The 21,471-nt window shown below is 59.0% G+C and carries 24 protein-coding genes; 7 read left to right on the forward strand and 17 right to left on the reverse strand.

From position 1 onward, the window contains the following. Positions 1 to 495: 495 nt before the first annotated feature. From VA597_RS01250 to VA597_RS01265, 4 genes are all read left to right on the forward strand, one after another. A complete protein-coding gene (locus VA597_RS01250; protein WP_128741239.1) occupies positions 496 to 1,383 on the forward strand; it encodes a GGDEF domain-containing protein in 888 nt (295 codons plus the stop codon). 340 nt (positions 1,384 to 1,723) lie between these two features. After that, a complete protein-coding gene (locus tag VA597_RS01255) occupies positions 1,724 to 3,181 on the forward strand; it encodes a carbon starvation CstA family protein (RefSeq protein WP_128741240.1) in 1,458 nt (485 codons plus the stop codon). A gap of 208 nt (positions 3,182 to 3,389) precedes the next feature. Continuing rightward, positions 3,390 to 3,926 carry an RNA polymerase sigma factor gene (locus VA597_RS01260; RefSeq protein ID WP_128741241.1) on the forward strand — a complete coding sequence of 179 codons (537 nt, stop codon included), beginning with the start codon at positions 3,390 to 3,392 and terminating at the stop codon, positions 3,924 to 3,926. Further along, positions 3,868 to 5,421 carry a DUF4179 domain-containing protein gene (locus tag VA597_RS01265; RefSeq protein ID WP_128741242.1) on the forward strand — a complete coding sequence of 518 codons (1,554 nt, stop codon included), beginning with the start codon at positions 3,868 to 3,870 and terminating at the stop codon, positions 5,419 to 5,421. The genes VA597_RS01260 and VA597_RS01265 overlap by 59 nt, the downstream gene beginning before the upstream one ends. A 77-nt stretch (positions 5,422 to 5,498) precedes the next feature. Here VA597_RS01265 and VA597_RS01270 read toward each other — a convergent pair whose 3' ends face one another. The 17 genes from VA597_RS01270 to VA597_RS01350 form a co-directional block, all read right to left on the reverse strand. After that, positions 5,499 to 7,538, reverse strand: coding sequence for a methyl-accepting chemotaxis protein (locus tag VA597_RS01270; RefSeq protein ID WP_326974945.1), 2,040 nt, complete (start codon positions 7,536 to 7,538; stop codon positions 5,499 to 5,501). A gap of 379 nt (positions 7,539 to 7,917) precedes the next feature. After that, positions 7,918 to 9,162: a GTPase HflX gene (hflX, locus tag VA597_RS01275; RefSeq protein ID WP_128741244.1), complete on the reverse strand. Its 1,245-nt coding sequence runs from the start codon at positions 9,160 to 9,162 to the stop codon at positions 7,918 to 7,920. 146 nt (positions 9,163 to 9,308) lie between these two features. Then, a complete protein-coding gene (locus tag VA597_RS01280) occupies positions 9,309 to 9,782 on the reverse strand; it encodes a hypothetical protein (RefSeq protein WP_128741245.1) in 474 nt (157 codons plus the stop codon). 4 nt (positions 9,783 to 9,786) lie between these two features. Further along, positions 9,787 to 10,818, reverse strand: a complete 1,032-nt coding sequence (locus VA597_RS01285; protein ID WP_128741246.1) for a baseplate J/gp47 family protein — start codon at positions 10,816 to 10,818, stop codon at positions 9,787 to 9,789. A 29-nt stretch (positions 10,819 to 10,847) separates the two neighbouring features. Further along, the gene (locus VA597_RS01290; RefSeq protein WP_128741247.1) at positions 10,848 to 11,186 is read right to left on the reverse strand and encodes a histidine kinase; all 339 of its coding nucleotides are present in this window, start codon (positions 11,184 to 11,186) and stop codon (positions 10,848 to 10,850) included. Beyond that, a complete protein-coding gene (locus VA597_RS01295; RefSeq protein ID WP_128741248.1) occupies positions 11,176 to 11,520 on the reverse strand; it encodes a hypothetical protein in 345 nt (114 codons plus the stop codon). Before VA597_RS01295 ends, VA597_RS01290 begins: the two co-directional genes overlap by 11 nt. Positions 11,521 to 11,522: 2 nt before the next feature. Continuing rightward, a complete protein-coding gene (locus tag VA597_RS01300) occupies positions 11,523 to 12,419 on the reverse strand; it encodes a hypothetical protein (protein WP_128741249.1) in 897 nt (298 codons plus the stop codon). After that, positions 12,416 to 12,943, reverse strand: coding sequence for a LysM peptidoglycan-binding domain-containing protein (locus VA597_RS01305; protein ID WP_128741250.1), 528 nt, complete (start codon positions 12,941 to 12,943; stop codon positions 12,416 to 12,418). The genes VA597_RS01300 and VA597_RS01305 overlap by 4 nt, the downstream gene beginning before the upstream one ends. 87 nt (positions 12,944 to 13,030) lie before the next feature. After that, on the reverse strand, positions 13,031 to 13,693 hold the full coding sequence (locus VA597_RS01310; protein WP_128741251.1) for a hypothetical protein: 663 nt from the start codon (positions 13,691 to 13,693) through the stop codon (positions 13,031 to 13,033). Then, positions 13,690 to 14,055 (reverse strand): hypothetical protein, encoded by a 366-nt coding sequence (locus VA597_RS01315; protein ID WP_128741252.1) that lies wholly within the window; start codon positions 14,053 to 14,055, stop codon positions 13,690 to 13,692. Before VA597_RS01315 ends, VA597_RS01310 begins: the two co-directional genes overlap by 4 nt. 2 nt (positions 14,056 to 14,057) lie before the next feature. Next, entirely contained in the window at positions 14,058 to 15,035 is a 978-nt protein-coding gene (locus VA597_RS01320; protein ID WP_128744195.1) for a phage major capsid protein, read from the reverse strand. Between the two features lie 48 nt (positions 15,036 to 15,083). Beyond that, complete coding sequence (locus tag VA597_RS01325; RefSeq protein ID WP_128741253.1) at positions 15,084 to 15,428, reverse strand: hypothetical protein; 345 nt, start codon at positions 15,426 to 15,428, stop codon at positions 15,084 to 15,086. 14 nt (positions 15,429 to 15,442) lie between these two features. Continuing rightward, positions 15,443 to 16,144 carry a hypothetical protein gene (locus tag VA597_RS01330; RefSeq protein ID WP_243112578.1) on the reverse strand — a complete coding sequence of 234 codons (702 nt, stop codon included), beginning with the start codon at positions 16,142 to 16,144 and terminating at the stop codon, positions 15,443 to 15,445. A gap of 278 nt (positions 16,145 to 16,422) precedes the next feature. Next, the gene (locus VA597_RS01335) at positions 16,423 to 16,641 is read right to left on the reverse strand and encodes a hypothetical protein (protein ID WP_326974946.1); all 219 of its coding nucleotides are present in this window, start codon (positions 16,639 to 16,641) and stop codon (positions 16,423 to 16,425) included. A 20-nt stretch (positions 16,642 to 16,661) separates the two neighbouring features. Continuing rightward, positions 16,662 to 17,801, reverse strand: a complete 1,140-nt coding sequence (locus tag VA597_RS01340; RefSeq protein WP_128741255.1) for a serine/threonine protein phosphatase — start codon at positions 17,799 to 17,801, stop codon at positions 16,662 to 16,664. Continuing rightward, positions 17,785 to 19,059: a PBSX family phage terminase large subunit gene (locus VA597_RS01345; protein ID WP_128741256.1), complete on the reverse strand. Its 1,275-nt coding sequence runs from the start codon at positions 19,057 to 19,059 to the stop codon at positions 17,785 to 17,787. Before VA597_RS01345 ends, VA597_RS01340 begins: the two co-directional genes overlap by 17 nt. Continuing rightward, entirely contained in the window at positions 19,049 to 19,366 is a 318-nt protein-coding gene (locus VA597_RS01350; RefSeq protein WP_128741257.1) for a hypothetical protein, read from the reverse strand. Before VA597_RS01350 ends, VA597_RS01345 begins: the two co-directional genes overlap by 11 nt. Before the next feature lie 150 nt (positions 19,367 to 19,516). On the opposite strand from VA597_RS01350, the gene VA597_RS01355 reads away from it, so the two are divergent. Genes VA597_RS01355 through VA597_RS01365 form a run of 3 tightly spaced genes read left to right on the forward strand, consistent with a single transcriptional unit; the run spans position 19,517 to position 21,391 of the window. Further along, on the forward strand, positions 19,517 to 19,894 hold the full coding sequence (locus tag VA597_RS01355) for a GntR family transcriptional regulator (protein ID WP_128741258.1): 378 nt from the start codon (positions 19,517 to 19,519) through the stop codon (positions 19,892 to 19,894). Positions 19,895 to 19,907: 13 nt separating this feature from the next. Beyond that, positions 19,908 to 20,768 (forward strand): ABC transporter ATP-binding protein, encoded by an 861-nt coding sequence (locus VA597_RS01360; RefSeq protein ID WP_128741259.1) that lies wholly within the window; start codon positions 19,908 to 19,910, stop codon positions 20,766 to 20,768. Further along, on the forward strand, positions 20,765 to 21,391 hold the full coding sequence (locus VA597_RS01365; protein WP_326974947.1) for an ABC-2 transporter permease: 627 nt from the start codon (positions 20,765 to 20,767) through the stop codon (positions 21,389 to 21,391). The genes VA597_RS01360 and VA597_RS01365 overlap by 4 nt, the downstream gene beginning before the upstream one ends. The last annotated feature ends 80 nt before the right edge of the window (positions 21,392 to 21,471 follow it).

Here is a 21,471-nt window from a genome sequence, read left to right on the forward strand (position 1 = left end):
GTTCCGTATGGCAGGTCGAAGATGCGGCGGCACGCTGCCGCCCGCAAGGTTCAAAAAAGCGCCGGTACGGAATTGTGTCCCAATCCATACCCGGCGCCGACGTGCGAAGCAGGCTTTTCTCTCCCCTGTACAAAGATGAAAAAAGGAAGTATAATAACCTTGCATCGCGCGGTATTACCGCTGCGTATGGAGGGTGGCTCTCCGTATGCAGGGGACAGGGTGTTCCCGCACCCTGTTCCTGCTTTGCACTTTTTATTTTGCCTTGCAGGTACATTATACCTCCGTTTCCAAAATATTGCAAGGAGGCAAAGCCTCTTTCGCGGCTCCGCCGGGCACGGTTTGAGAAATTTTTGATTTTTTGAGCGTATCGCTGTCCCGCGGGGGAGGCGGACGGATAACAGGGCGGGCTCCGCCGGGCGGAACGGTGCGGGGAATCTCCCAAAGGCGCGCCGAAAATTTGGCTGACAGGCCGCTGTTCCAAGGAGGAATCAATGGATGACCGAAAAAATGACTCTGAATAAATTACGGGAAAATTTGGACTTTTTTAACAAAATGTATGACGCGGTGCGCCTCGTGGACCCGATTCGGAAGCGGGTAATGGAATGCCGCGGCAACAGCACGGGAGAAACCTGCGAGGTGTGTTACGACTATTGGGGAAACGGACGCATCTGCGAAAACTGCGTCTCGGTAAGGGCTCACCGCGAGCAGAAGAGCTTTATGAAGTTGGAGCACAGTCCCGGCGCGGTCATGCTACTGACCGCCCTGCCGGTTGAATCCGCCGAGCCGCCCGTGGTACTGGAGCTTTTGAAGAACGCGACGGACACCATGCTGATCGGTTCGGGCGAGTACAACAAGGGAGAGAAATTCTTCGACGCGGTCCGGGACATCAACAATATGGCGATCCGGGATGAACTGACATCCCTGTACAACCGCAGGTTTCTGGATGACCGCCTGCCGGTCGACATTGTAAGCGCCGTGGCGGAACAAAAGCCGCTGTCAGTGATTTTCGCTGACATTGATAACATGAAAACCGTGAACGATACGTATGGCCACGCGGCGGGAGACAAGCTGCTGCGGCGTGCGGCGGACACCATTCGGACCTGCATCCGGACCGGCGCGGATTGGGCGGCCCGCTACGGCGGAGACGAATTCGTGATCTGCCTGAAAAACACCGGCGGTGACGGCGCCCGCCGCATTTCAGAACGGATCTATCGTGATTTGGAAAAAACCATGATGTCTATAGGGGACTGTGATATTACGGTTATGGTTTCGCTGGGCGTTGTAACCATGCCGGCTTCCGGCCTGACCGCGAAAGAGCTTGTAGAGATGGCGGACAGGGAGATGTATCGGACAAAAGAGCAACATAAAAAGTCATCGTCCTGATCCGGGCGACGGCCGAATTGCCTGTTGCGGCGGAACGGTGCGGGAATCTCCCGGAGAACGGAAAAAACAGAGGAATATGCAGATGCAGAAAAATCGCCCGGCGCCGCCGAGGGCGATTTTTTATATAGTTATACATAATTAGAATTATTTATCTGAATTATTTTGTGAAAATTGATTCTTGATTGTCATTATAATAGGTGTATGATAATTCTTAGTTGATATTCGAATATCAAACAAAAAGCAGAGGGGACGTTAAAGAAGGTATTTGCTTAAAAAAGAATAAGCCATATGTGCCATTCATCTCCGATTCAAAATAACGAATTCAAGGGAGAGTAGTCTCATGATCACTTTTTTCGTATCTCTCATATTGCTGATCGTCGGATATTTTACATACAGCAAAGTAGTCGATAAGGTGTTTCAGCCTTATCAATCCCCGACCCCATGTGTTGCGCATCCCGACGGGGTGGACTTTGTGCCGATCAGCACGCCGAAGGCGTTTCTGGTCGAACTGCTCAATATCGCCGGCCTGGGGCCGATATTCGGCGCCCTTCTGGGCGCGCTTTGGGGACCCGTCGTCTATTTTTGGATTGTGCTCGGCACCATTTTCGCCGGCGGCGTGCACGATTTTGCGAGCGGAACGCTTTCCATGCGGCAGGACGGCGCTTCCATTTCCGAGGTTACCGGCAGGAACCTTGGCAAGGTGATGCTGCAGATCATGCGTGTCTTTTCCGTCATTCTGCTTGTCCTGATCGGCGCCACCTTCACCACGGGGCCCGCCGGTCTCTTTGCGCAGCTTACCCCGGCTTCCCTGACGAAGAACTTCTGGGTCGTGATTCTGCTGATCTATTATTTCCTGGCGACGCTTTTCCCGATCGATAAGATCATCGGTAAGCTGTACCCGATTTTCGGGGCGCTGCTTATTTTGATGTGCCTTGGCGTCATGGGCGGCATCCTGTTTACGGGGAATTATACCGTGCAGGAGATATCGATTGCCAACCAGCACCCCGCGAAGACGCCGATCTGGTCCATGATGTTTATCACGGTGGCGTGCGGCGCCTGTTCCGGCTTCCATTCCACGCAGGCCCCTCTCATCGCGCGCTGCGTGGATGACGAGCGCAAGAACCGCAAGATTTTCTACGGCGCGATGGTGGCCGAGGGCGTCATCGCCCTGATCTGGGCGACGGTCGGAATTGCCTATTACGGCGGGACGCAGGGCCTTTACGACGCGGGCAACGCGATTCACAACAATCAGTCCGCGATGGTTTACAATATCGGCAAAGGGCTGCTCGGCCCGGTCGGCGCCGTGCTTACCGTTCTTGGGGTCGGCGTGTGCCCGGTCACTTCGGCGGATACCGCGTTCCGCAGCGCGAGGCTGACGATCGCCGACTGGTTCCATATCGACCAGAAAAAGGTTTCCTACCGCCTTGCGATTTCGATTCCCCTGTTTGCGGTGGGAGCGCTGCTGACGCAGCTGGACTTCAGCGTCGTCTGGCGCTATTTTTCATATTCCAACCAGACCCTGGCCATGATTGTCCTCTGGTCCGCCGCCGCCTATCTCTGCAAATGGAAAAAGAATTCCATGGCTTCGCTCGTCGCGGCCGTGCCTGCGACCTTTATGTCGGCGGTGACCTGCACTTATTTCTTCATGGCGCCCGAATGTTTGCACCTTTCCACCGCGATCGCCTATCCGGTCGGAATCATCTTTGCCGTAGTCTGCGCGGGCATTTATGTCGTCAAAGGCGTGATTCCGAACTGGAACGGAAAGGAGACGCCTGCCGGCAGCGCCGAGGCCACCTGACAAAATTTATTTTCTTAACAGCTTGGGCCTGCTGAAAGACGAGCGGAGCGTGCCCTCACGGGACACGGGATTCGCCTCCGTCTTTCGGCAGGTTCCTTCTGCTTTCGGAGGGATTCCGACGGGGACATGCTCCGACTCGTATTTTTTTATTTTTTCGGTCAAGATCTGTGGACCTCGGTGGTATTACAGGTGAAAGGAGGGTGAGGGAATGGCGTTTTTGATGGAGCCGGAAATGGCGCTGGAGCGGTATGGAAGCATGGTGTACCGGCTCGCGCTTGCGCGGACGAGAAATTCGGCGGATGCGGAGGATGTCTTTCAGGAGGTCTTTCTGCGGCTGGTCCGTTCCGAGCCCCGGTTCGAGAATGAAGAACATCTGAAAGCCTGGCTGATTCACACGGCGGTCAACTGCGGCCGCAGCCTGTGGAAATCCATCGCGCGGCGCCGGGAGGAACCCCTTCCGCCGGATGGGGAGCTTCCGGCGCGGGAGGCGGAGGAAAACGCCGGGGTCTATTACAGCGTCATGCGCCTGCCGCCCAGGTACCGCACCGTGATTCATCTGTTTTATTACGAGGACATGCCGATCGAAGAAATCGGCCGCGCGCTGCGCATCAGCTATTCGGCGGCGGCAAAGCGGCTGAGCCGGGCCAGAGAGCTTTTGAAGCGCGACCTGATGAAAGGAGAAGAATATGAGGAGTTTTCGGAGCGAATACAAGACGGAGGCCAATCTCCGGCCCATTCCAAATGATCTGTTCAGCCGGACGGGAAAAGCGATGCGCCAGGCTCCGCGCCGCGGGAAAATCCGCTGGGGCATTCTGATCCCGGCCTGCGCGCTGGTCGCGTTCGGCTCCGTCACCGCCGTCGCTTACGGCATCCGGCAGTTCGCAAAGTTTCCGGAACCGATCTATCAAAAGAAAATCACTTCGTCTGTCCCGGCGGAGGTGGAGAACGCGGTGGGGAAAAGCATTCAAATGACGGCACAGGCGGACGGCCTCACGATCACCGTGAACCGGACGGCCTGCGACAACCAGAGGATGTATATCGCCTTCACGGTAAAAAGCACGGATTCGACGCCGCTTCAAGAGTCCACCGCGACCCGCAGGTCGCGGCTGCAGGAATTTGCCGAAGCGAGCGTTGGCGCCGGAGAAAAACAGTATAACTGCTTTACCTTCCGCACGGATGACGCCTCCGTTCCGGACACCGCGCAGTTTGAAGCGATTGCGGAAGGGGATTTTTCAGGACAAAACGGCAAGCAGGTGACTCTGTCGCTCAAGGATTTTACCGATGAGGTGAATTCCTGCGAAGACGCCGGGTTCCTGTTCAAGAATCTCGGCGAGCTGTACCGGAAAATGTCGCCGGAGCAGCCGGAGCATTTTCTCAAGACGGGACTGTTCGACGTTTACGCGGACAAATCACTGGTTGCGCCCAGCTGGACCATTCCGGCGGGGAAGCAGCATGTCGGATTTTCCAGCCTTTACCCCGGATCCTATCTTGACAACATCGGGTTCCACGAAACCGGGGAGTACGGCTGCCAGCAGAATCTGCTCTATCTCAGCATCACGCCCGGAAACAGCACGGAAGCATCCGGGCTGAAAGAGCTCTGCTTCCAGAACACGGAGACGGGAAACCCGGTCAATTTCGAGGATGAAATTATCACCGGGAACGGCGTGGAGCATGTGGGCTTTGACAGCGAGGAAGCCTATCAGAACGCGGTAAAAAAGGATAAGGACCAGAAACTTGCCCTGAACAGAGGGAGAATCGTCCTCGCGCTGAATCCGAGGCTGGACGACAACCGTCTGACCGGCGACTGCACGGTGAACGACCTGGACCATTACAGGATCGCCCGAAATTTCAAATCGAAAAGGCTGACGCGTTTTCCCGGCAAATGGGAAATTCCGTTCACACTTTCCTTTGCCGACACGTCGCGGACCTTCCATCCGGCTCAAAGCGGCACGACCCCGAACGGGCTGCATCTCACGGTCCAAAGCATCACGATTTCCGACCTGTCGATCTCTTTCTCCGGAACCTGCGCGGAGGGAGGGCAAAAAGCACTTTTTCCGAACACGCCCATCAAACTCTTCCTGAAAGACGGCTCGACCGTGACGGAGAGTGAAAATAAAATCGGCGGAAGCGTGGATCCCGACGGAGATTTTGAATTTTCCGGCAGCCTCGAAACGCTGGTCGACGCGAAGCAGATCGAGTCGGTCGAACTGTTCGGAGTCCGCGTGCCGCTCACAAAATAACAGCAAAGCCGTACAGAAAGCAAAACGAACTCCCGGAATTTTGTTCCGGAAGTTCGTTTTTTCATTTGGGCCGGCCTCTATGATTCAATTTTGAATTTGCCGACCAGCGATTTCAGTTCCCCGGCCTGGCCGCTCAGCTCCTCGCTGGAGGCCGCCGCCTCCTCCGCGGTCGCGGAAGTGGTCTGCACCGCGGAGGAAATCTGGTCCAGTCCCTGCCGGATCTGCCGGATGGAGCCGGTCTGCTGCGCGGTGATTTCCGCGACTCCCGCCATCAGCTCCGAGGTCCTGTGTACGCTGTCGCCCGCTTTGGAAAAGGCTTTCCCCGTTTCCTCCGCGACGGACGCGCCGTTGTTCACGCTGCGCAGGGAGGCTTCGATCAGAGCCGAAGTGCTCTTTGCCGCCTCGGAACTTTTCGCGGCAAGGCTGCGGACTTCATCCGCCACAACGGAGAATCCCTTTCCGGCCTCCCCGGCGCGCGCCGCTTCCACCGCCGCGTTCAGGGCGAGAATGTTGGTCTGGAAGGCGATGTCGTCGATGGTTTTCAGAATCTGGCCGATCTGCCCGGAAGAATTCCTGATCTCCTCCATCGCCTTCGTCAGTTCCGCCATCCGTTCGTTTCCGGTCCTCATTTGTTCGGAAGCGGCATCCGAAAGCAGCTTTGCTTCTTCCGCGCTGCCTGCGCTGCGCTCCACGCGCTCCTCCACTTCCGTGACGGAGGCGGAAAGCTCCTCCACGGAAGCAGCCTGCCCGGCGGCCCCCTGCGAAAGGGACTGGGAGCCGCCCGCCAGCTGCGCCGAACCCGCCGCGACTTCGTCGGCCGCTTCCGCAATGCCGGCGAAGGTATCCGAAAGCGTGCCGCGGATGTGCAGCAGAGACTGCCTGATTTTGGAAAATTCACCCTCGTAATCGCATTTCAGGTCGTAAATCAGATTTCCTTCGGCGATCCGGTCCAGCACGGAGGAAATTTCGTCGATATAACGGATGTACTCCCGGAGCCTGCCGACAATGTTGGAAATGGCGGAACCGACCTGTCCGACTTCGTCGGAAGCGTGAAGCTCCACGGAGACGTCCAGGTCTCCGTCGGCAATTTTCTGCGCCGCGCTTTGCAGCTTTTTCAGCGGCCTGACGATGGTGAGCGAAAGGAAAACCAGCAGGATGAGAAGCAGGAGAAGCGAAATCCCATATACGGCGGCCATGGTTGTCTGAACGGAGGAAACCGAGCTGTTGTACTCGTTTTCCGGCAGCCCCGTCGTAACCGCCCAGCCGGTTTTTCCGACCGCCGCGACATACCCGTAATTTTTGCCGCCCAAAGCGTCGTATTGGACGATTTCCGAAGTCCCGCCCAAGATGGCGGAGATCAGATTAGCGGGAAGCCCGGTTTTCGATATGCTTTTGTTATTCCAGTCCTGATTAGGCGAGCTGACAACCGTTCCGTTTTTGGAGGTCAGAATCAGAAATCCGTTCCGGCCCAGCTTGTATCCGCTCACAAGGTCGTTGAGCCTGTCCAGGGTGACGTCAAGTCCCGCAGCGCCGATGACCTTGTCGGTATCTTTCTGATAAACCGGGCATACGACGCTGACAATCTGCCGGTTTGTCGCCGCGTTCTGGTAAGGCTCAGTCAGGACTTCCCCTTTTTCGCTGGTCATTTCCCGGTACCACGATGCCTGTTCCAGATCAAACCCGGATGAGACCACCTGCCCGGTGGATTCCATCATCTGGTTCGAGTCGGCGTCGGCCACCCACGCCGCCACGATGTTATCCTGGTCCGTGTCCTGAATGTTCTGCAGCGTCTGCAGAACCGCCATGTATTCTTCGCTCTGCATGACGGAGGTCCCCTCCACCGTGTCGAGAAACAGAGACTTTACCTGCGTGCTTGCCGCAAGGCTTTCCGCCGATTTCATGTAGCCGGTGAAAAATTCGCTGATTTCACTGGAAACCGACTTTGACTGCGCGGAAAGCTGGACGCCGATGATCTGTGCAACGGATTGCCGCACGCTGTTCAGCACGAGCAAAGCGGCGGCGCAGAAAAAGCACAGTACGGGAATTCCGATCCAGGCCAGCATTTTAACCGTCAGACTTTTTCCGCCCCCAAAGTGGAATCTTCTCTTTTGCTTCAATTTTGAGTTCCGCTTTTTTTCCCTCTTCCATTTTCCCTTCATGGCTGGTTCTACTCCTTTTAGACTGAAATCAAGTTCTGCTCTTTCTTGAATTCTGTTACGGCAATTTTAAATGGATAATTATTTATCGGTTGAAGGGGAGAAAAATTTGATAATTTATCCAAAATAAGTGCTTTATTATAAGCCGGACACGCTTAAAAGGTGGGGGGCCTGCGGAAAAAAACACTCCCGCGAAGGGGAAAAAGGACCGATTTTCGTCGATATAAAATGGAATTCTGCTTGGCTTCAAAGCTGTTCTATGCAGGATGCTGAATTTTAAGAAAAACAAAAAAATCAGAAAAACCTCCGCGAGAAATCGCGGAGGTCACATTGAAATTCTTTATTCAATTAAAAACCGGCTCAAGACCCCGGAAAGCCCGGGCGGAATGCTCGCGGTCAGCATAAAGCCGTTTTCGGTGTATTCCTCGCTTTCCACGTTGCCGCTCTTTCGGATTTCGGCTTCCAGGCCGGATTCGGTGAAGGGAAGCAGCAGCCGGACCCTTAAAGACGGTTTCGGGAGCTTCTCCTCCATTGTGGCGAGGAGCTGATCCAACCCCTCGCCCGTCCGTGCGCTGACGCGCACCGCCTGACCGATCATCGGGATATCTCCGATGTCCGGGATCAGGTCGCATTTGTTCAGGACCGGGATGATGGGGCGATCCCCGCAGCCGAGTTCCGCGAGAAGCTTTCTTGTCACTTCCAGGTGGGCGGGAGCCTCCGGACTGGAGGCATCGCAGACGTTCAGGATGATGTCCGCTTCCACAGCCTGCTCCAGCGTGGAGCGAAACGCCTGCACCAGGTGATGGGGCAGGCGGCGGACAAAGCCGACGGTGTCGATCAGCATCACCGTTTCGCCGCCCGGCAGCCGTAAGGTGCGTGCCGTGGGGTCGAGCGTGCAGAACAGCATGTCTTCCGCCGGTACCCCCGCGCCGGTCAGCGCGTTCATCAGCGTCGATTTTCCCGCGTTTGTGTAGCCGACCAGCGCCGCGGTGACAAAGCCATCCTTTTTTCTTCGCCGGCTGATCTGTCTGCGGTGCAGTTCCACGTCGTGAATCTGCCGCGTCAGGGAATCGATCCGGCGGCGGATGTGCCGGCGGTCGGTTTCCAGCTGGCTTTCTCCGGGGCCCCGCGTTCCGATTCCGCCTCCCAGGCGGGAAAGCTCACTGCCGTGCCCCCCGAGGCGCGGCAGCAGATATTTCAACTGGGCGAGTTCCACCTGAAGCTTGCCTTCCCGGCTTTTTGCCCGCGCCGCGAAGATGTCCAGAATCAGCATGGTCCGGTCGATCACGCGCACTCCGCTCAGCCGCTCGGTGTTGCGGATCTGGGTGGGGGACAGCTCGCGGTCAAAGATGATAAGGTTCAGTTCGTATTTTTGTACAAAATCGGCGATCTGGCTCATCATTCCGCTTCCCACGCAGGTGGCGGCGTCCGGCGACGGCCTTTTCTGCGTCATCGCGCCGAATGGCTGCGCGCCCGCGCTGCGGGTCAATTCGTACAGCTCCGCCAGAGAGGACTGCGCGTCGTATTCCCCCGTGTCCACTTCAACCAAAAGGGCGCGTTCCTGTTTCTCCTTGTTTTCGTGCATTTTCGATCAGCCGCTCCTTTTCTGCGGTTTCTTCGTCCGTTTCCCTTGTCTTTTCTTCTGTGTCTTTATCAAAATACCGCAGTTTTGGGGAAATTGCAACCAATTTCTGTCGAAGCGGACGCTTCCCCGGGAATACGGTTATTGTTTCACGAAACGCCGGTGAAATCCGATTCGGCCGTCAAATGCGCGGGAAAAAATATTTCCAGCTTTTTTTGTGCCTCCGCTTCCCCGCAGGCTGGCAAAGAGAGAAAATGCGCGATGATTTTTGAATCCGCCGGGTCTTCCTCCAGACGGACCGAAAGGCCGAACGCGGAAAGCGCGGCTTCCAGACCTTCCTTCGTGCAGGTTCCGGGGAACACCGCGCAAAGCTTGAGCAGCGCCCCGCGCCGCGCCTCCGCGTCTCCGGAGGGCGGCAGCGCGAACGCGCGCTCCTTTTCCCGAAGTCCGTAATCGGAGGCCGTCGCGGCGTAGCTTTCGGCCTGCAGACTCAGAAGCTCCGCACACAGCGGGTTCAGCCCTTCGGCGTAGGCAGCGAGTTCAAAATCCACCGTCGTCGTCCCGTCCAGCCGGTAAAGCCCGGTTGGGGCGAGCTGGTTTTTCATCGATTCCAGAGTATCCAAAAAGCTATCCCCCCTGCGTCACGGTCACCGTTATGGTCCCGCAGACGGCCATCTGATTCTGTGAAACGGATGCCGTACCCACGCTGAGCGTGCAGTTGCGGATCATGCCGGTGGAAAACAGCGCGGCGTTCAGCGCGGCGGGGACGACCGGCTCCGAAACGCCGAGGCCGTCAAAATAATTTCGGACCGCCGTTTCGCACGCCGCGCTTACTTCGGAGGAGTCCAGCCCGGCTGCCGCGGTCACCGAGGCCGTCACATTGACCGGAAGCATTTGCGCCGCCGCCACGGTCACCTGCGTGCAGATTTCCCTCGCGGCGTTCAGGTCCCCCGAAATTTTGGCGACGACGGCGTCCGACGGGGCGCATCCCCTGCCGCCCAGATACAGCGCGACCGTCCCGGCGCCGTTTGCGCGCGGCACGACGCTGGCGGAATCGACCCCGTCGCAGGAGAGCGCGTAATCCCGGTAGTACGCCGCGTTCGCTCCGTTGGAAGCGGAGGCGCTGCTTTGCAGCAGGCGGGACCGCAGCGCGCTGTCACTCTCCTCATCCTCTCCGCCCGCAAAGGCGGAGGCATTGTTCACGGCCTGGATGCCGGTGGGGATCGTGACGGCGACCGTAATGCTTCCGGCCTCGGCGTTTCCCGCGCTGCCGCCTTCCTCCGCCTGGGCGGGCACGTCCACGCTCAGCGTGTTCGCTTTCAGGACGGCGGCCCCGGTCGTCACATACCGCACCGGGTTTGCCCCTGCTGTGGAGCAGACTGTTCCGGCCGCGACCGGCACGTCGAACCAGATCGCCGAGTCGCGGGAAAAGGTCAGGATGCCGTGCGCCTGCACCGGGTTTTTGCGCGAAAGCCCGCGCTCCTGCGCGCGGTATTCCAGCTCCTGCCCGTTCGCGGTCTGCGCGAAGGACTGGCGCTTGAGCCAATCGACCGCGGTCCCGATCGAGTAGATCTCTCCCGCCAATAACCGGATTCGGATTCCGATATCCGACGCGTCGTCGGGAGAGTACCCGGCGAGGTCCGTGAATTTTTTCTTCATGCGGGACAGAATCGCATCGTAGCTGTCCGTCAGAGCTTCACCTCCACATCGCGGCTGTCGCCGCCGTAAATCAGCGTGATTTTAACCTTGGAAGGGTCGTCCTCCGGAAAGGACGCCTCCGCCACGGCGAGCTGCGGCAGCCCCCGCAGCGCTTCCTGTGCCATGGAAAGAGCTTTTTCCTCCCGCAGCGGCGTGTCGGCCGTCAGCGTATGCAGACGGCTGCCGAGCGCGGGGTTGCAGGCAAACGACCCGAGCGGCACGGACAGCCGGATCCCGGCGCGCTGGAACAGCTCCTCCGCCCCGGTGACCGTTTTGGGCCTTCCGCTTTCGTCCGCGGCGAAATCGCCGCCGGAAAGTTCAAGATCCATCTTCCGCCTCCTTCTGAAAGACCTGCCCGTTGATGACAATGTCTCCGTTGTTCTTTAAATACAACTCCGCGCCGCCGGAGGAATACAGCAGCAGTTCCCCCGGCTTTAAGTCCCGGCCGGCAGCCATCGTCCCGATGCAGGCGTCCCCCGCGCTGGTCGAGACAATCACGGCCTGAGCCGCGTTCGGCGGCTGATAGGCGATTCCCCACGGCCCGGCGAACGGCAGACCGCGGTATTCATTCACGCCCTGGGCCGCGGCGCTTCCGGTCATTTTCGCCAGTTCGGCGGAGGGCTTCGCCGACTGCGCGGCGATGATTTTCTGCGAGATCCACATGGTCATTCCCTCCTCAGGGTAATTCTGGTGTGTTCTCCCTCCGCGTCGAGCAGGTAGCGAAGGGCAGAAACGCACAGGCTTTTTTCAAAACCGGACGGGGGTTCGGTGATCCGCGCCGGAGAAAGCAGCGGCGCGGAAACGGCGCCGGGGCAGTCCAGAACGCAGGTGAACGCGCTTTGCCCCGCCTTTTTCAACACGGCGGAGACGTCCGTTCCTGCGCTCAGGAAACGTCTGCGCGCTACGCTGAGCGCCGCCGCGTCATCGCTCCTTGCGGACAGCGTATAGGTTCCGCCGTCCGGGTCCATCATATACAGCTCCGAATACAGTTCGCAGTACCGGCCTCGTGCCAGCCCGGAGCTGAACCGGATTCCGCTTTTTCCGAAAACAAATTCATACTCCGGGGCGGAGCCGGAGGCGTCGAATATTCCGTTTGCGATTCTCGGCTCCGTTTTTAAAAAGCGGGAGCAGAAAGCCGCGGCCGCGGCCCATTCGCTCATTCCTTTGGTCACGGCCAGCGTTCCCGTAAAGGACTTTTCGTCCCCCAGGAATCGGGTGAAGCCGTAGGGGCGGATATGCCGGTCAAAAACGGTCGCGAGCGACGGATTGACATAATTCTGCGGCAACGCCTCGTTATCCAGCAGCAGCGCCGCGCGGCTGCGGCCGGACAGGGAGAGAGTGCCGCCCGTCAGATCCTCTTCCTGTTCGTCGACGATCCCGTCGAAGAAGATATTCCCCGTCTCGTCGTAAACCGTCAGCCCGGTCATTTGACCGCCGCCGGCAGGCAGCGGAAAGGTCCCCTCAAAACCGTCGGCCGGCGCGTCCGCGTCCCGGTCCAGCCGGATGCGGACAGGCGAGGGGAGAGTGATTTCTCCCGCGGGTCCGGTTGCAAGATAGATCACGGCACGATCACCGCCGTTCCCTCCCCGGGAGCGTTCGGCCACTGAATGTCCGGGTTGCACGCCTGAAGGGCATCCACGCTGATTCCGAAGGAAGCCGCGATGGAGAACAGGGTGTCCCCCGCTTTGCAGAGGTAGGTCTTCGGGTCGCTGACGACCGATTCCGACTCCGGGGCCGAGCCGTCCTCCCAGAATTCAAATTCGTAGCCGATGCGGTCCGGGCGCGGGTCCCCCTTCCGCGTCAGCGAGGAGAACACCGCCGAGAACGGCGCCATGCCCGGCAGAAGAAGCTGTCCCACGCCCTCTTCGGCGAAAACGGCGGAAAGCTTCTGAAATTCCTCCGCGCACCCGGAACCGGAGAAAGCGCCGCTTCCCCTGACGGTGCGGCTTCCCATCCCCAGATCCTGCAGCACATTCCCGGCGCGGGGAATCGGATATTTGCCGATGTTTTTCGCGCGAGCCACCGTCACGGTCTCCGGGTTGCGCGGCCAGATATAGTCCTTATAGCTCATCGGTGTCAGCCGCATTTTCACCCTCCTCCAGACTCAGATTTCGCGGAAACCTCAGACAGTCGCGCTCGATGGCCCTTGAAATTTCTTCCGCCGCGTTTTCCGTCACGATACCGCCTCCTCTGTTTTTTCTGCCGCCAGAATCAGAAGAGAGCGATGCGGCGGAAGAAGCCGTCCTCCTTTTTCCGTTTCGTCCTTCACCCGGCAGCCGGAATAGGCTTCCGTGCGCGCGGTCCCCCTGATCTCCACCAGAAATTCCCCCAGGCTTGAAAAAGAAATCCCGTTCTCCGGCAAAACATCGTACAGCGTCAGTTCATAGGAGGTTTCCCCTTCTCCGATCTCCGCCGGGCTTCCCTCGCCCCAGGAGCGGATTTCACATCCGTCCCTCAGAATTTTTGATTCGTAGCCCTTCGCGTGCGCCAGCGCGGTCCCGTCCGTGGAAAGCAGGACGATCTCCGTGTCCGCCGAGACGGGCAGCTCCTTCAGTACCGCCCATTCGTACAGCGCTTCTCCTCCCAGCACCGCGGTGCCCGACCGGCGCACGCTGTACGTCAGGCCGTCGGACACCAGGGTATCCCCGCTCGAAAGCCGGCAGCCCGCCGGCCCGGTGTAACGGTAGCAGAGCCCTGAATCTCCGCCGGTCAGGCTGCTGTCGGCACCGGACTGAATCTGAAGGGGACGGATGACCGCCTTGACCTGCGTCCCGTTCAGACTTGCCGTGGAACCGTACTTTTTCAGCATGGTTTCCACAGCCGAGTGCCTGCTCACGGCCGGATCCTTCCAAACAGAAAACATCCCGTGTCCGTAAGATAAGGGGCGGCTGCGGCCGCCGCCCCTTCCCATAGTCTCCGTGCGGATTCGGTGTTCCCGGTCCCCGAGGTCACCTTGACGTCCCCCGCGGAGAAAGACTCCACCCCGGTTCCCGCGTATGCCAGAATATACCGGTAAAACGCGAGAGCCGCGGCTGCCGCGGTGAGAACGTCGCGGCTTTCCTCTCCGCAGGATGCGCGCTCGCCGGCCCTGATTTCGGAAGCGGCGTCGGAACACAGCGCCTGATACGCGCCGGTGTCCTCTCTGCCGCACAGCATGGAGAACCGGGCAAACACATCCTCAGTGCGAATTTCAATCACAGTCAGGCTCCATAGGTCAGAATGCGGACCGCGCCGTCAAACAGCCTGGCGAAACCGGCCGTCACGCTGATGGCGGTACGTTCAAGCTGACGGTCGATCAGCCGGTCGGAATCGGTTGTCACGCCGCCCGCCTGCACCATTTCGAGCGCGCAGGTTTTGTCAAGGCCAATGACTTTACCGGATTCCATCTGCGGCGCGTGCAGCAGCTTTGCCCCCAGAGGGCTGATCAGTTTGCCGGTGCCCTGGAAGTTCAGCCCCGCGACCGCGTCCTTGAATTCGGATATGGACAGCAGGTCCTTTGTCGCGGCGGTCGACACGAGCAGCGTGTTCAGAGTATAGGGGGAAAGGCTGCTCCACAGGTTCACCAAGTCCCCGTAATCCGGAGCCGCGCCAGAGGCGGCTACCGTACCGGCGGGTTCGTTTCCGTCGTCGCCGTTGAGCAAAACGCCGATCGCGTCGGAAAGCTGGCTGCGCGCGATGGCCGACCCGATCTGCCGCAGCGTCACGGTGAACAGGTCCAGACGCTGGAAGCGCAGCGCCTCGTAACTCGCCGTCAACATCCTGCCGCGCTTGTTCAGGCGCACGAGCTGGCTTTTGATTTTGATATTGGTCTGCGGCAGCTGTGCGCCTTCCGCGACGGGCTTCAGGCTTTTGTCGTCCTCGGAGGGGTCCGACTCGATCGTCCGGTAATCCATCGAGTCGATCTGCGTCGTGGCCGCGACCAGTTCGGGCAGCAGGTTTGCCTGCTCCATGCCCTGACTCACCGCGCGGGAGATATATTCGGGGAACAGCGCGGAGGAGTCACCGGTCTGAAAGAACTTTTCGATTTTATCGGAGGCGGGGCCGCCCACCCTGATATCGAAGCGCTTGAGCTGGCGCTGGTAGGCGTCCAGACCCTCCAGCGGGGTGCCCGCGTAGTCGGCGGAGGGGTCCAGACCCTCCAGAGTCTGTGTAAAGGATTTTCCCGGTACGCCGTACATGCCTTTTTCCAGACGGATGGATTCGTATTTCACTTCACATTCCTCCTTTTAAAGAATAATGCCGCAGGTTTGGGCGGCTTCGTCCACGTCGGTGACGAGCAGGTTTCTTCCGCCGGTTTCCGCTGTCTTGATTTTGCCGCCCGCCGCGGCGCACAGGTTCTGGTACCCGACCGCCGGAGCCGTCCCGTCATAGGGCAGGCAGGCGTAGCCGGCGAGCTGAACCGCCGCGAAGCCGCAGCGTTCGTTTGCCGCCACGCCGCAGAATACGTCCCCATCCGCGCACGGGCCGGCGGTTCCGTTTGCCGTCAGTTTGACCGGAACGCCGGCCGTAAGGCCGTCTTCCGCTTCAAAGGTCACCATGGATTCCCGGAATCCGTTTAAAGACACGTTCATTTTTGTATCCTCCTTTATATTTTAAAAGCCGAGTTGCCGTCTGCCGGAATCTGTCTTTCCGCCCCGGCCAGTTGGGGCGTCAGCGGCACCAGACGCTCCGCGTCCCGGCGGAATGCCGCCGCAAAGCATTTCAGGTCGTCAAGGTCCATTCCGTCCGCCGCGCGCCGGAGGGCGCCGGTCGGAATTCCGGGCTTGGACAGCGCCGCGCTGCGCACAAAATCCTTCGTCAGCTCCTCCCGGTAAACGCGCCCGCAGGCGGCTTCCCGTTCCAGAACCGCGATTTTTTCCGTCAGCGCCTCTGCTTCTTCCCGCGTCAGCGAGACGGGCCCGCCGCGGCGCAGGGCCTTAAAAAGATCCTCCGATCCGGTCCCGGCCGCGTCGGAATAACTCTTGACGACGCCCGCTTCCCGCTGGGCGGGCACGGCGACGAACGACCATTCGTAGGCGTCGGTCGGGTCGTCCAGTATCGTGCAGCAGAGGGAGCCGCCGTAAGAGCGCCCGCGCTCGTGTTCACAGGAACCGGTTTTCAGGTCGGCGCCGCAGATGCTGCATGTCGCGCTTCGGACGGCGCACCCGACGCTGACCTCCTTTTTGATGCCGCTTTCAAGCCCGGCGATCAGGTCCGCGTTTTTTTCCGTGCGGGGCAGGTAAGCGCTTGCCTTCAGGTAAGTATAGGGCTCGCCCGCCGAGGTCCTGCGCGAGGGGTCGTTCTCCACGAGGCAGTCGAAGATACGCGCCGCCTGGTCCTCTGCCTTGCCGCTGTGGTTAAAGATTCCCGTCTTGCCTACGAACAGCCGAGAGAGCTTTTCAAGCGCGGGAATGGAAAAGCGCTCGCCGTCCCGGTCGATCTCGTTGTCGCACAGAACGATTGGAAAGATGTAGAGCTCATCCGCCGAGAAATCCCGGCGTGTAAAGCGATTGACCTTTTCAAGCGCGTCCGCGTCCGGAACCGATTTGTTTCCGGGCGTTTCCGAATTTTGCGCATAAGATTTTGTCAGAATACGAATTCCTCCTTTTCATAAAATAGAGTGAGTTTTAATAACCTGTCGTTGTTGAGATTTAACCCTTCAATTATTGTTGTTTTCTTTTTCGCCCTCAAGCCTTGACGACGAGGGCTGGATGGGATTTTTGCCGCTTTTGGTCGTGCTTTTTCAAATTCCGTTAAAGAAAGGCGTTCCTGTCGGGAGTGTCCCAAGACAGTCCCGTCAAACACAGAGAAGGCTTTGCGATGTTCTAAATGACGGGCCGTTCCGGCCGGATGGTCCGCTCAAGCTGGGCGGCGCGGGCGTTCTGATAGCGCGCCGCGGCGAGCTCGGTTGTGTCCTGGAGCGTGATGTCGTCCCACTCGACGGAAAATTTCGGCGGAAACCCGTTCAGCCGCAGCCACATGCTGCAGATTCTGTAAATAACGGGATTCAGAAGCCGCCGGTACGATTCCAGCTCGCTTGTCAGGATATCCGCCTGCTGGCTGGACATCCTTTCTGTGGAAGACCACGTCAGGCCGAGCAGGAACGGCGGAATCCCGAGCTTGGCGATAATCTGCTCCAGAATCTGCCGAACCGGGACCTCGCTGTCCGGAATCTTCACATCCGAGCCGATCGCCCGGATACTCACGTCGCCGACCGCGATAAAGTCGCTCACACTGTCTCCGCGCATCGCCCGCCCCCATTCCGTGGCGATCTGCTCCGCCCGCTCCCTGGCGAACGCCTGGTCCGCCGCGTCGGAATCCGGCTTGTAGGTCACCGCGAAGCGGACTGCGCCCAGACGTTCCCAGTTCACCCCGACGGTGTGGAAAATCTGGACCAGGATCCGGCTGACGAACGGCAGCCCCCGCAGAAGAGAGACCCCCTGCGCGCTGCCCGGCGGGGGGTTCAGCGCGGAGCAGAAAACCAGTTCCGGAAATTTCACCGGCACGCCGACTCCGTTTTCCCGTCGGCGCACCTCTACGGCGAGCGGCGACGCGGCGCGTAGCTCCACGTCGTCCAGAGAAGCGTTGTACAAAGCGCGCAGTTCCCCACCCTGCACCACCATCTCCCCGACCGCGTTCCCGTAGGTCAGAAGCTGGTCGAGATAAGTGGACAGAAAGCTCGAAATCCCCTGCCGGGCCCCGCCGGCCTGCACGGATTCAAGAAACCGGTTCAGTTCGCGCTGCGCTGTGCCGTCCGGGCAGAGGACCGTAAAATTGCCGACCAGGCGGAGGATCTTTTCAATCGCCGCGTCGATGATCGGCACCGCCTCGCGCAGCGCGTCGTACAGGCGGCGCTCCCCGGCGCACAGAGGCACATAGCTGGTCAGATCCGAGAACGGAGCGTTCCGCTCCGCCGTTTGGACCGCGCGAACCGCCGCGCCGTTTTTCTTATGGGAAAACAGCATGTTTTCCCTCCTTTTCTCTCGGTGCCGCGACGGCGAAAAATCCGTTGTCCGCGCGTGGAAGAGACGTGACAAAATAGCGTATGTCGTCCATCGCGTGGTCGTTTTCCTTCACCGGCACGTCCCCGTTTTTTCTTTCATCCCAGCGGTACAGCCCGAATTCCCGCTCCGCGTCCGCGCAGCAGCGGCAAACCCTGATTTTTCCCTGCTTGAGCGCGGCGGCGGTCCTGCGGATGCCGTCCAGCACGGCGTTGTCCGCCTTCCGCGCGCGGTATTTCCCGTGCCGTCGGATGACCTCCAGAAAGCTCGCGGCGGAAGGGTCGACTACCACGCGTTCGATGGTTCGGTTTCCGCAAAGCCGTTCCAGAGCGGCGTAATGCTCTTCGTCGGTGCGCTGCTCTCCGGTTTTTCGGGAGTCGTAATAGGACTCTTCGATGCGGTACCAGACGCCGTCCCGCAGCCCCCAAAGTCCCATGGAACAGGGGTTCGAGGTTCCGTAATCGCACGAGACGGCATAGCGCGAAAAGCCGCCGTCCGGCACGCCGTAGAACATGTTTTGCGTCATAAAGGGATAGATCAGCCCCTCTGCCGCAACCCATTTTCCAAGGACAAACCGCTCGTAAAAGGTGCCGGTGTAAAGAGACCGGTACCGCGAAAGAATTTTTCGGCTGAGGGACGGGTTGTCCTCCATTGTGAAATGCAGGCGCAGCGCGTTTTTTTCTTCCGCCTTTAAAATCCATTCCCTGTAGAACCAGTGCCGGGGGCTTTCCGGGTTGCAGCTGAACCAGAATTTGGAACCATCCACCGAGCAGCGCGCCAGCGCCTGCTCCACAAATGAACGGGGCATCAGCGCGACTTCGTCGAACAGCACGCCCGCGAGCGTCACCCCCTGAATCAGCGCCGCCGAGCCCTCGTCTTTTCCGCCGAACAGGTAGAACCGGTTTCTGCTTTTCCCAAAGGAAATGTCGATTCGATTTTCTCCCGCGTGGAGGACGCAGGAGAACCCGGCTTCCGTCAGCGCCGGCAGCAGGGTCGTCACCAGGTTCCTCCGCAGCGAGCGGATGGTCTTTCCGCAGAGCGCGAACGACCGCCCGTCGAACCGGGCGGATGCCCACAGCACGAACGAAAGGCCCAGGCAAAGCGTTTTTCCGCTGCGCACCGCGCCGTCGCAGATCACCGCGTCCCGCCCGGCGTGCGGCGATCCCGGGCACCACCAGCAGAGCGCTTCCCGCTGGCGCGTGGAAAAGGAGTTAAATTCCATCCTTTTTTTCCTCCCGCGTCTCCTGCGCGCATTTCTGCAGCGCGCGGTACAGTGGGGAATCCCCCGCGCCCTTTTCGCTCAGGCTGCGCAGACAGTCCAGCGCCCGGATTCGGTCGTAAAACTTGATTTCCAGACCGCCGTCCTTCAGGCGCCGGATCTCCGCGATGTTGCTGAAATCCATGGACTCCAGCTCCTGCGGGTCCGGCTCTTCTCCAAACAGCAGACGCACCGCGTCGTTGACGCTGCCGAACGCGAGCTTTTCGTACCCGCTTTTCAGGCTCGCGTGTTTTTTCCCGTTCCGAGTCAAAGATCAGGCCTCCTTTCATTCCACCGCCGCATCTCCTCCGACTTTTCGCTGAAAAGGCCAAATCGAAAAAAATTTCTTGACTTTTTCAATTACAGATGATACTGTGTATATATGATATATACAGTTAAAATACGCGGGCGGTGATGCGCACTGGACATCGTAATCAGCAATTCCGATGCAAGGCCAATCTATGAGCAGATCACCGCGCAGGTCAAAAACCAGATTCTTTCGGGCTCGCTGCGCCCGGGGGATCCTTTGCCGTCCATGCGGCTGCTCGCGCGCCGGCTTCACGTCAGCGTCATCACAACGCGCCGGGCCTATTCCGACCTAGAGGCGGAAGGATTTGTCGAGACGGTCGCGGGAAAGGGCTGTTTCATTGCTCCGAGGGACGTCGAATCCATCCGCGCCGAACAATGCCGCCGGGTGGAAGAATTGCTTCGCCGGGCGGTGGAGCAGGCGAGGCAGAGCGGAATTTCGGCGGAAGAACTGCGCGGGATTTTGGACCGCCTGTACGGCGGAGAAGATTAAAAGGAGATTTTTTATGGAACCGTTGCTGGAACTGAAGGGCGTGTGCAAAAGCTATCCATCGTTTTCGCTTCAGAATGTCGGTTTTACCGTTCCGGAAGGCAGCATTATGGGTCTGATCGGGGAAAACGGCGCGGGCAAAACCACGACCATCCTCCTGATTTTAAACGAGATTCGGCGCGGGGGCGGAACCATCCGGATTTTCGGGAAGGATAATATCGAGGACGAAACCGCCGTCAAGGAGCAGATCGGCGTCGTGCTGGACGAAAACTGCTTTTCCGGGGAATTCCGCGCCAGGGATGTCAATCTGATTCTGAGCAGAATATTCAGAACCTGGGACCGCGATCTGTTTTACCGGTATTTATCCGACTTTTCGCTTCCGGACGACAAAAAGATCAAGGATTATTCCCGAGGAATGCGGATGAAGCTGAATATTGCGGCGGCGCTCGCGCACCGGCCCCGCCTTCTGATTCTGGACGAGGCGACCAGCGGGCTGGACCCGGTCATGCGGAGCGACATTCTCGACCTTCTGCTCGACTTCATTCAGGATGAACGCTGCGGAGTCTTGTTTTCGTCCCATATCACCTCCGATCTGGAGCGTGTGGCGGATTCCATCACCTTTCTTCATGAAGGGAAAATTGTATTCAGCCGCGCGAAGGATGAGTTGGAAGAGCATATGGGTCTCCTGAAATGCGGCGCCTCCCAGTTTGAGCGGCTGGACCCGGCCGATTTTCTGCGCGTGCGCCGGGGAGCTTTTCAATGCGAGGCGCTGGTGGCCGACCGGGCCGCCGCCGGGAAAAAATACCCGGACCTTTTGATCGAGGCCGCGCCGCTCGATGAGATTATGCTTTTATATGCGAAGGGGGAAACGGCATGACCGGACTGATTCTGAAAGACCTGCTGTACTTGAAACAAACGGCGAAAGTGCTGATTTCCCTTCTCGTCTTTTATCTGGCTCTTTTTACCGCGACCGGATCGAAGGACTCCGCGTCCGGCATTCTTTCCGGCGTGGTTATCATGCTCACCATCATCCTGTCCTCCAACGCATTTGCTTACGACGAGGCCGCCAAGTGGAGGGTTTACGAGCTCAGCCTCCCCGTCGCGAAAAGCCGCATTGTTCTGGCGCGCTATCTGATCACGCTGATTTTTTCCACGGCTCTGGCTTTGCTTTCCCTGTTTTTGGAGCTGATTGTTTTCCGCGGCGTCACCATGGAAACCGCCGCCGCGCTGTTGGCCCCGTGGAGCCTGTCCCTGCTGTTCTGCGCCATCCTGTTTCCGGCGATGTACAAGTACGGCACTCAGAAGGCGCGCCTGCTCTTAATGGCGATCGTTCTTCTGCCGGTTCTGGGCCTGATGCTGCTTTCGAAGGCGAACCTGCCCGTGCCGAGTGAATCCGTTCTGCTGCTCGGAATCCGCCTGATTCCGTTTCTGTCTGTCGCGGCGTATTTTATTTCTTACTGGATTTCCTGCCGCGTCTTCGCCCGAAAAAAGGAGGGCTAAGGCATTCCTGGCTTTCCGGCAGAACATGCCGAAAATCGCGCGGATCAAGATTTTCCCACGGCGGGATCAAGCCGCGCCGG

The sequence above is a fragment of the Caproicibacter sp. BJN0012 genome, assembly GCF_035986805.1.
In the GTDB taxonomy this organism is placed as follows: Bacteria; Bacillota; Clostridia; order Oscillospirales; family Acutalibacteraceae; genus Caproicibacter.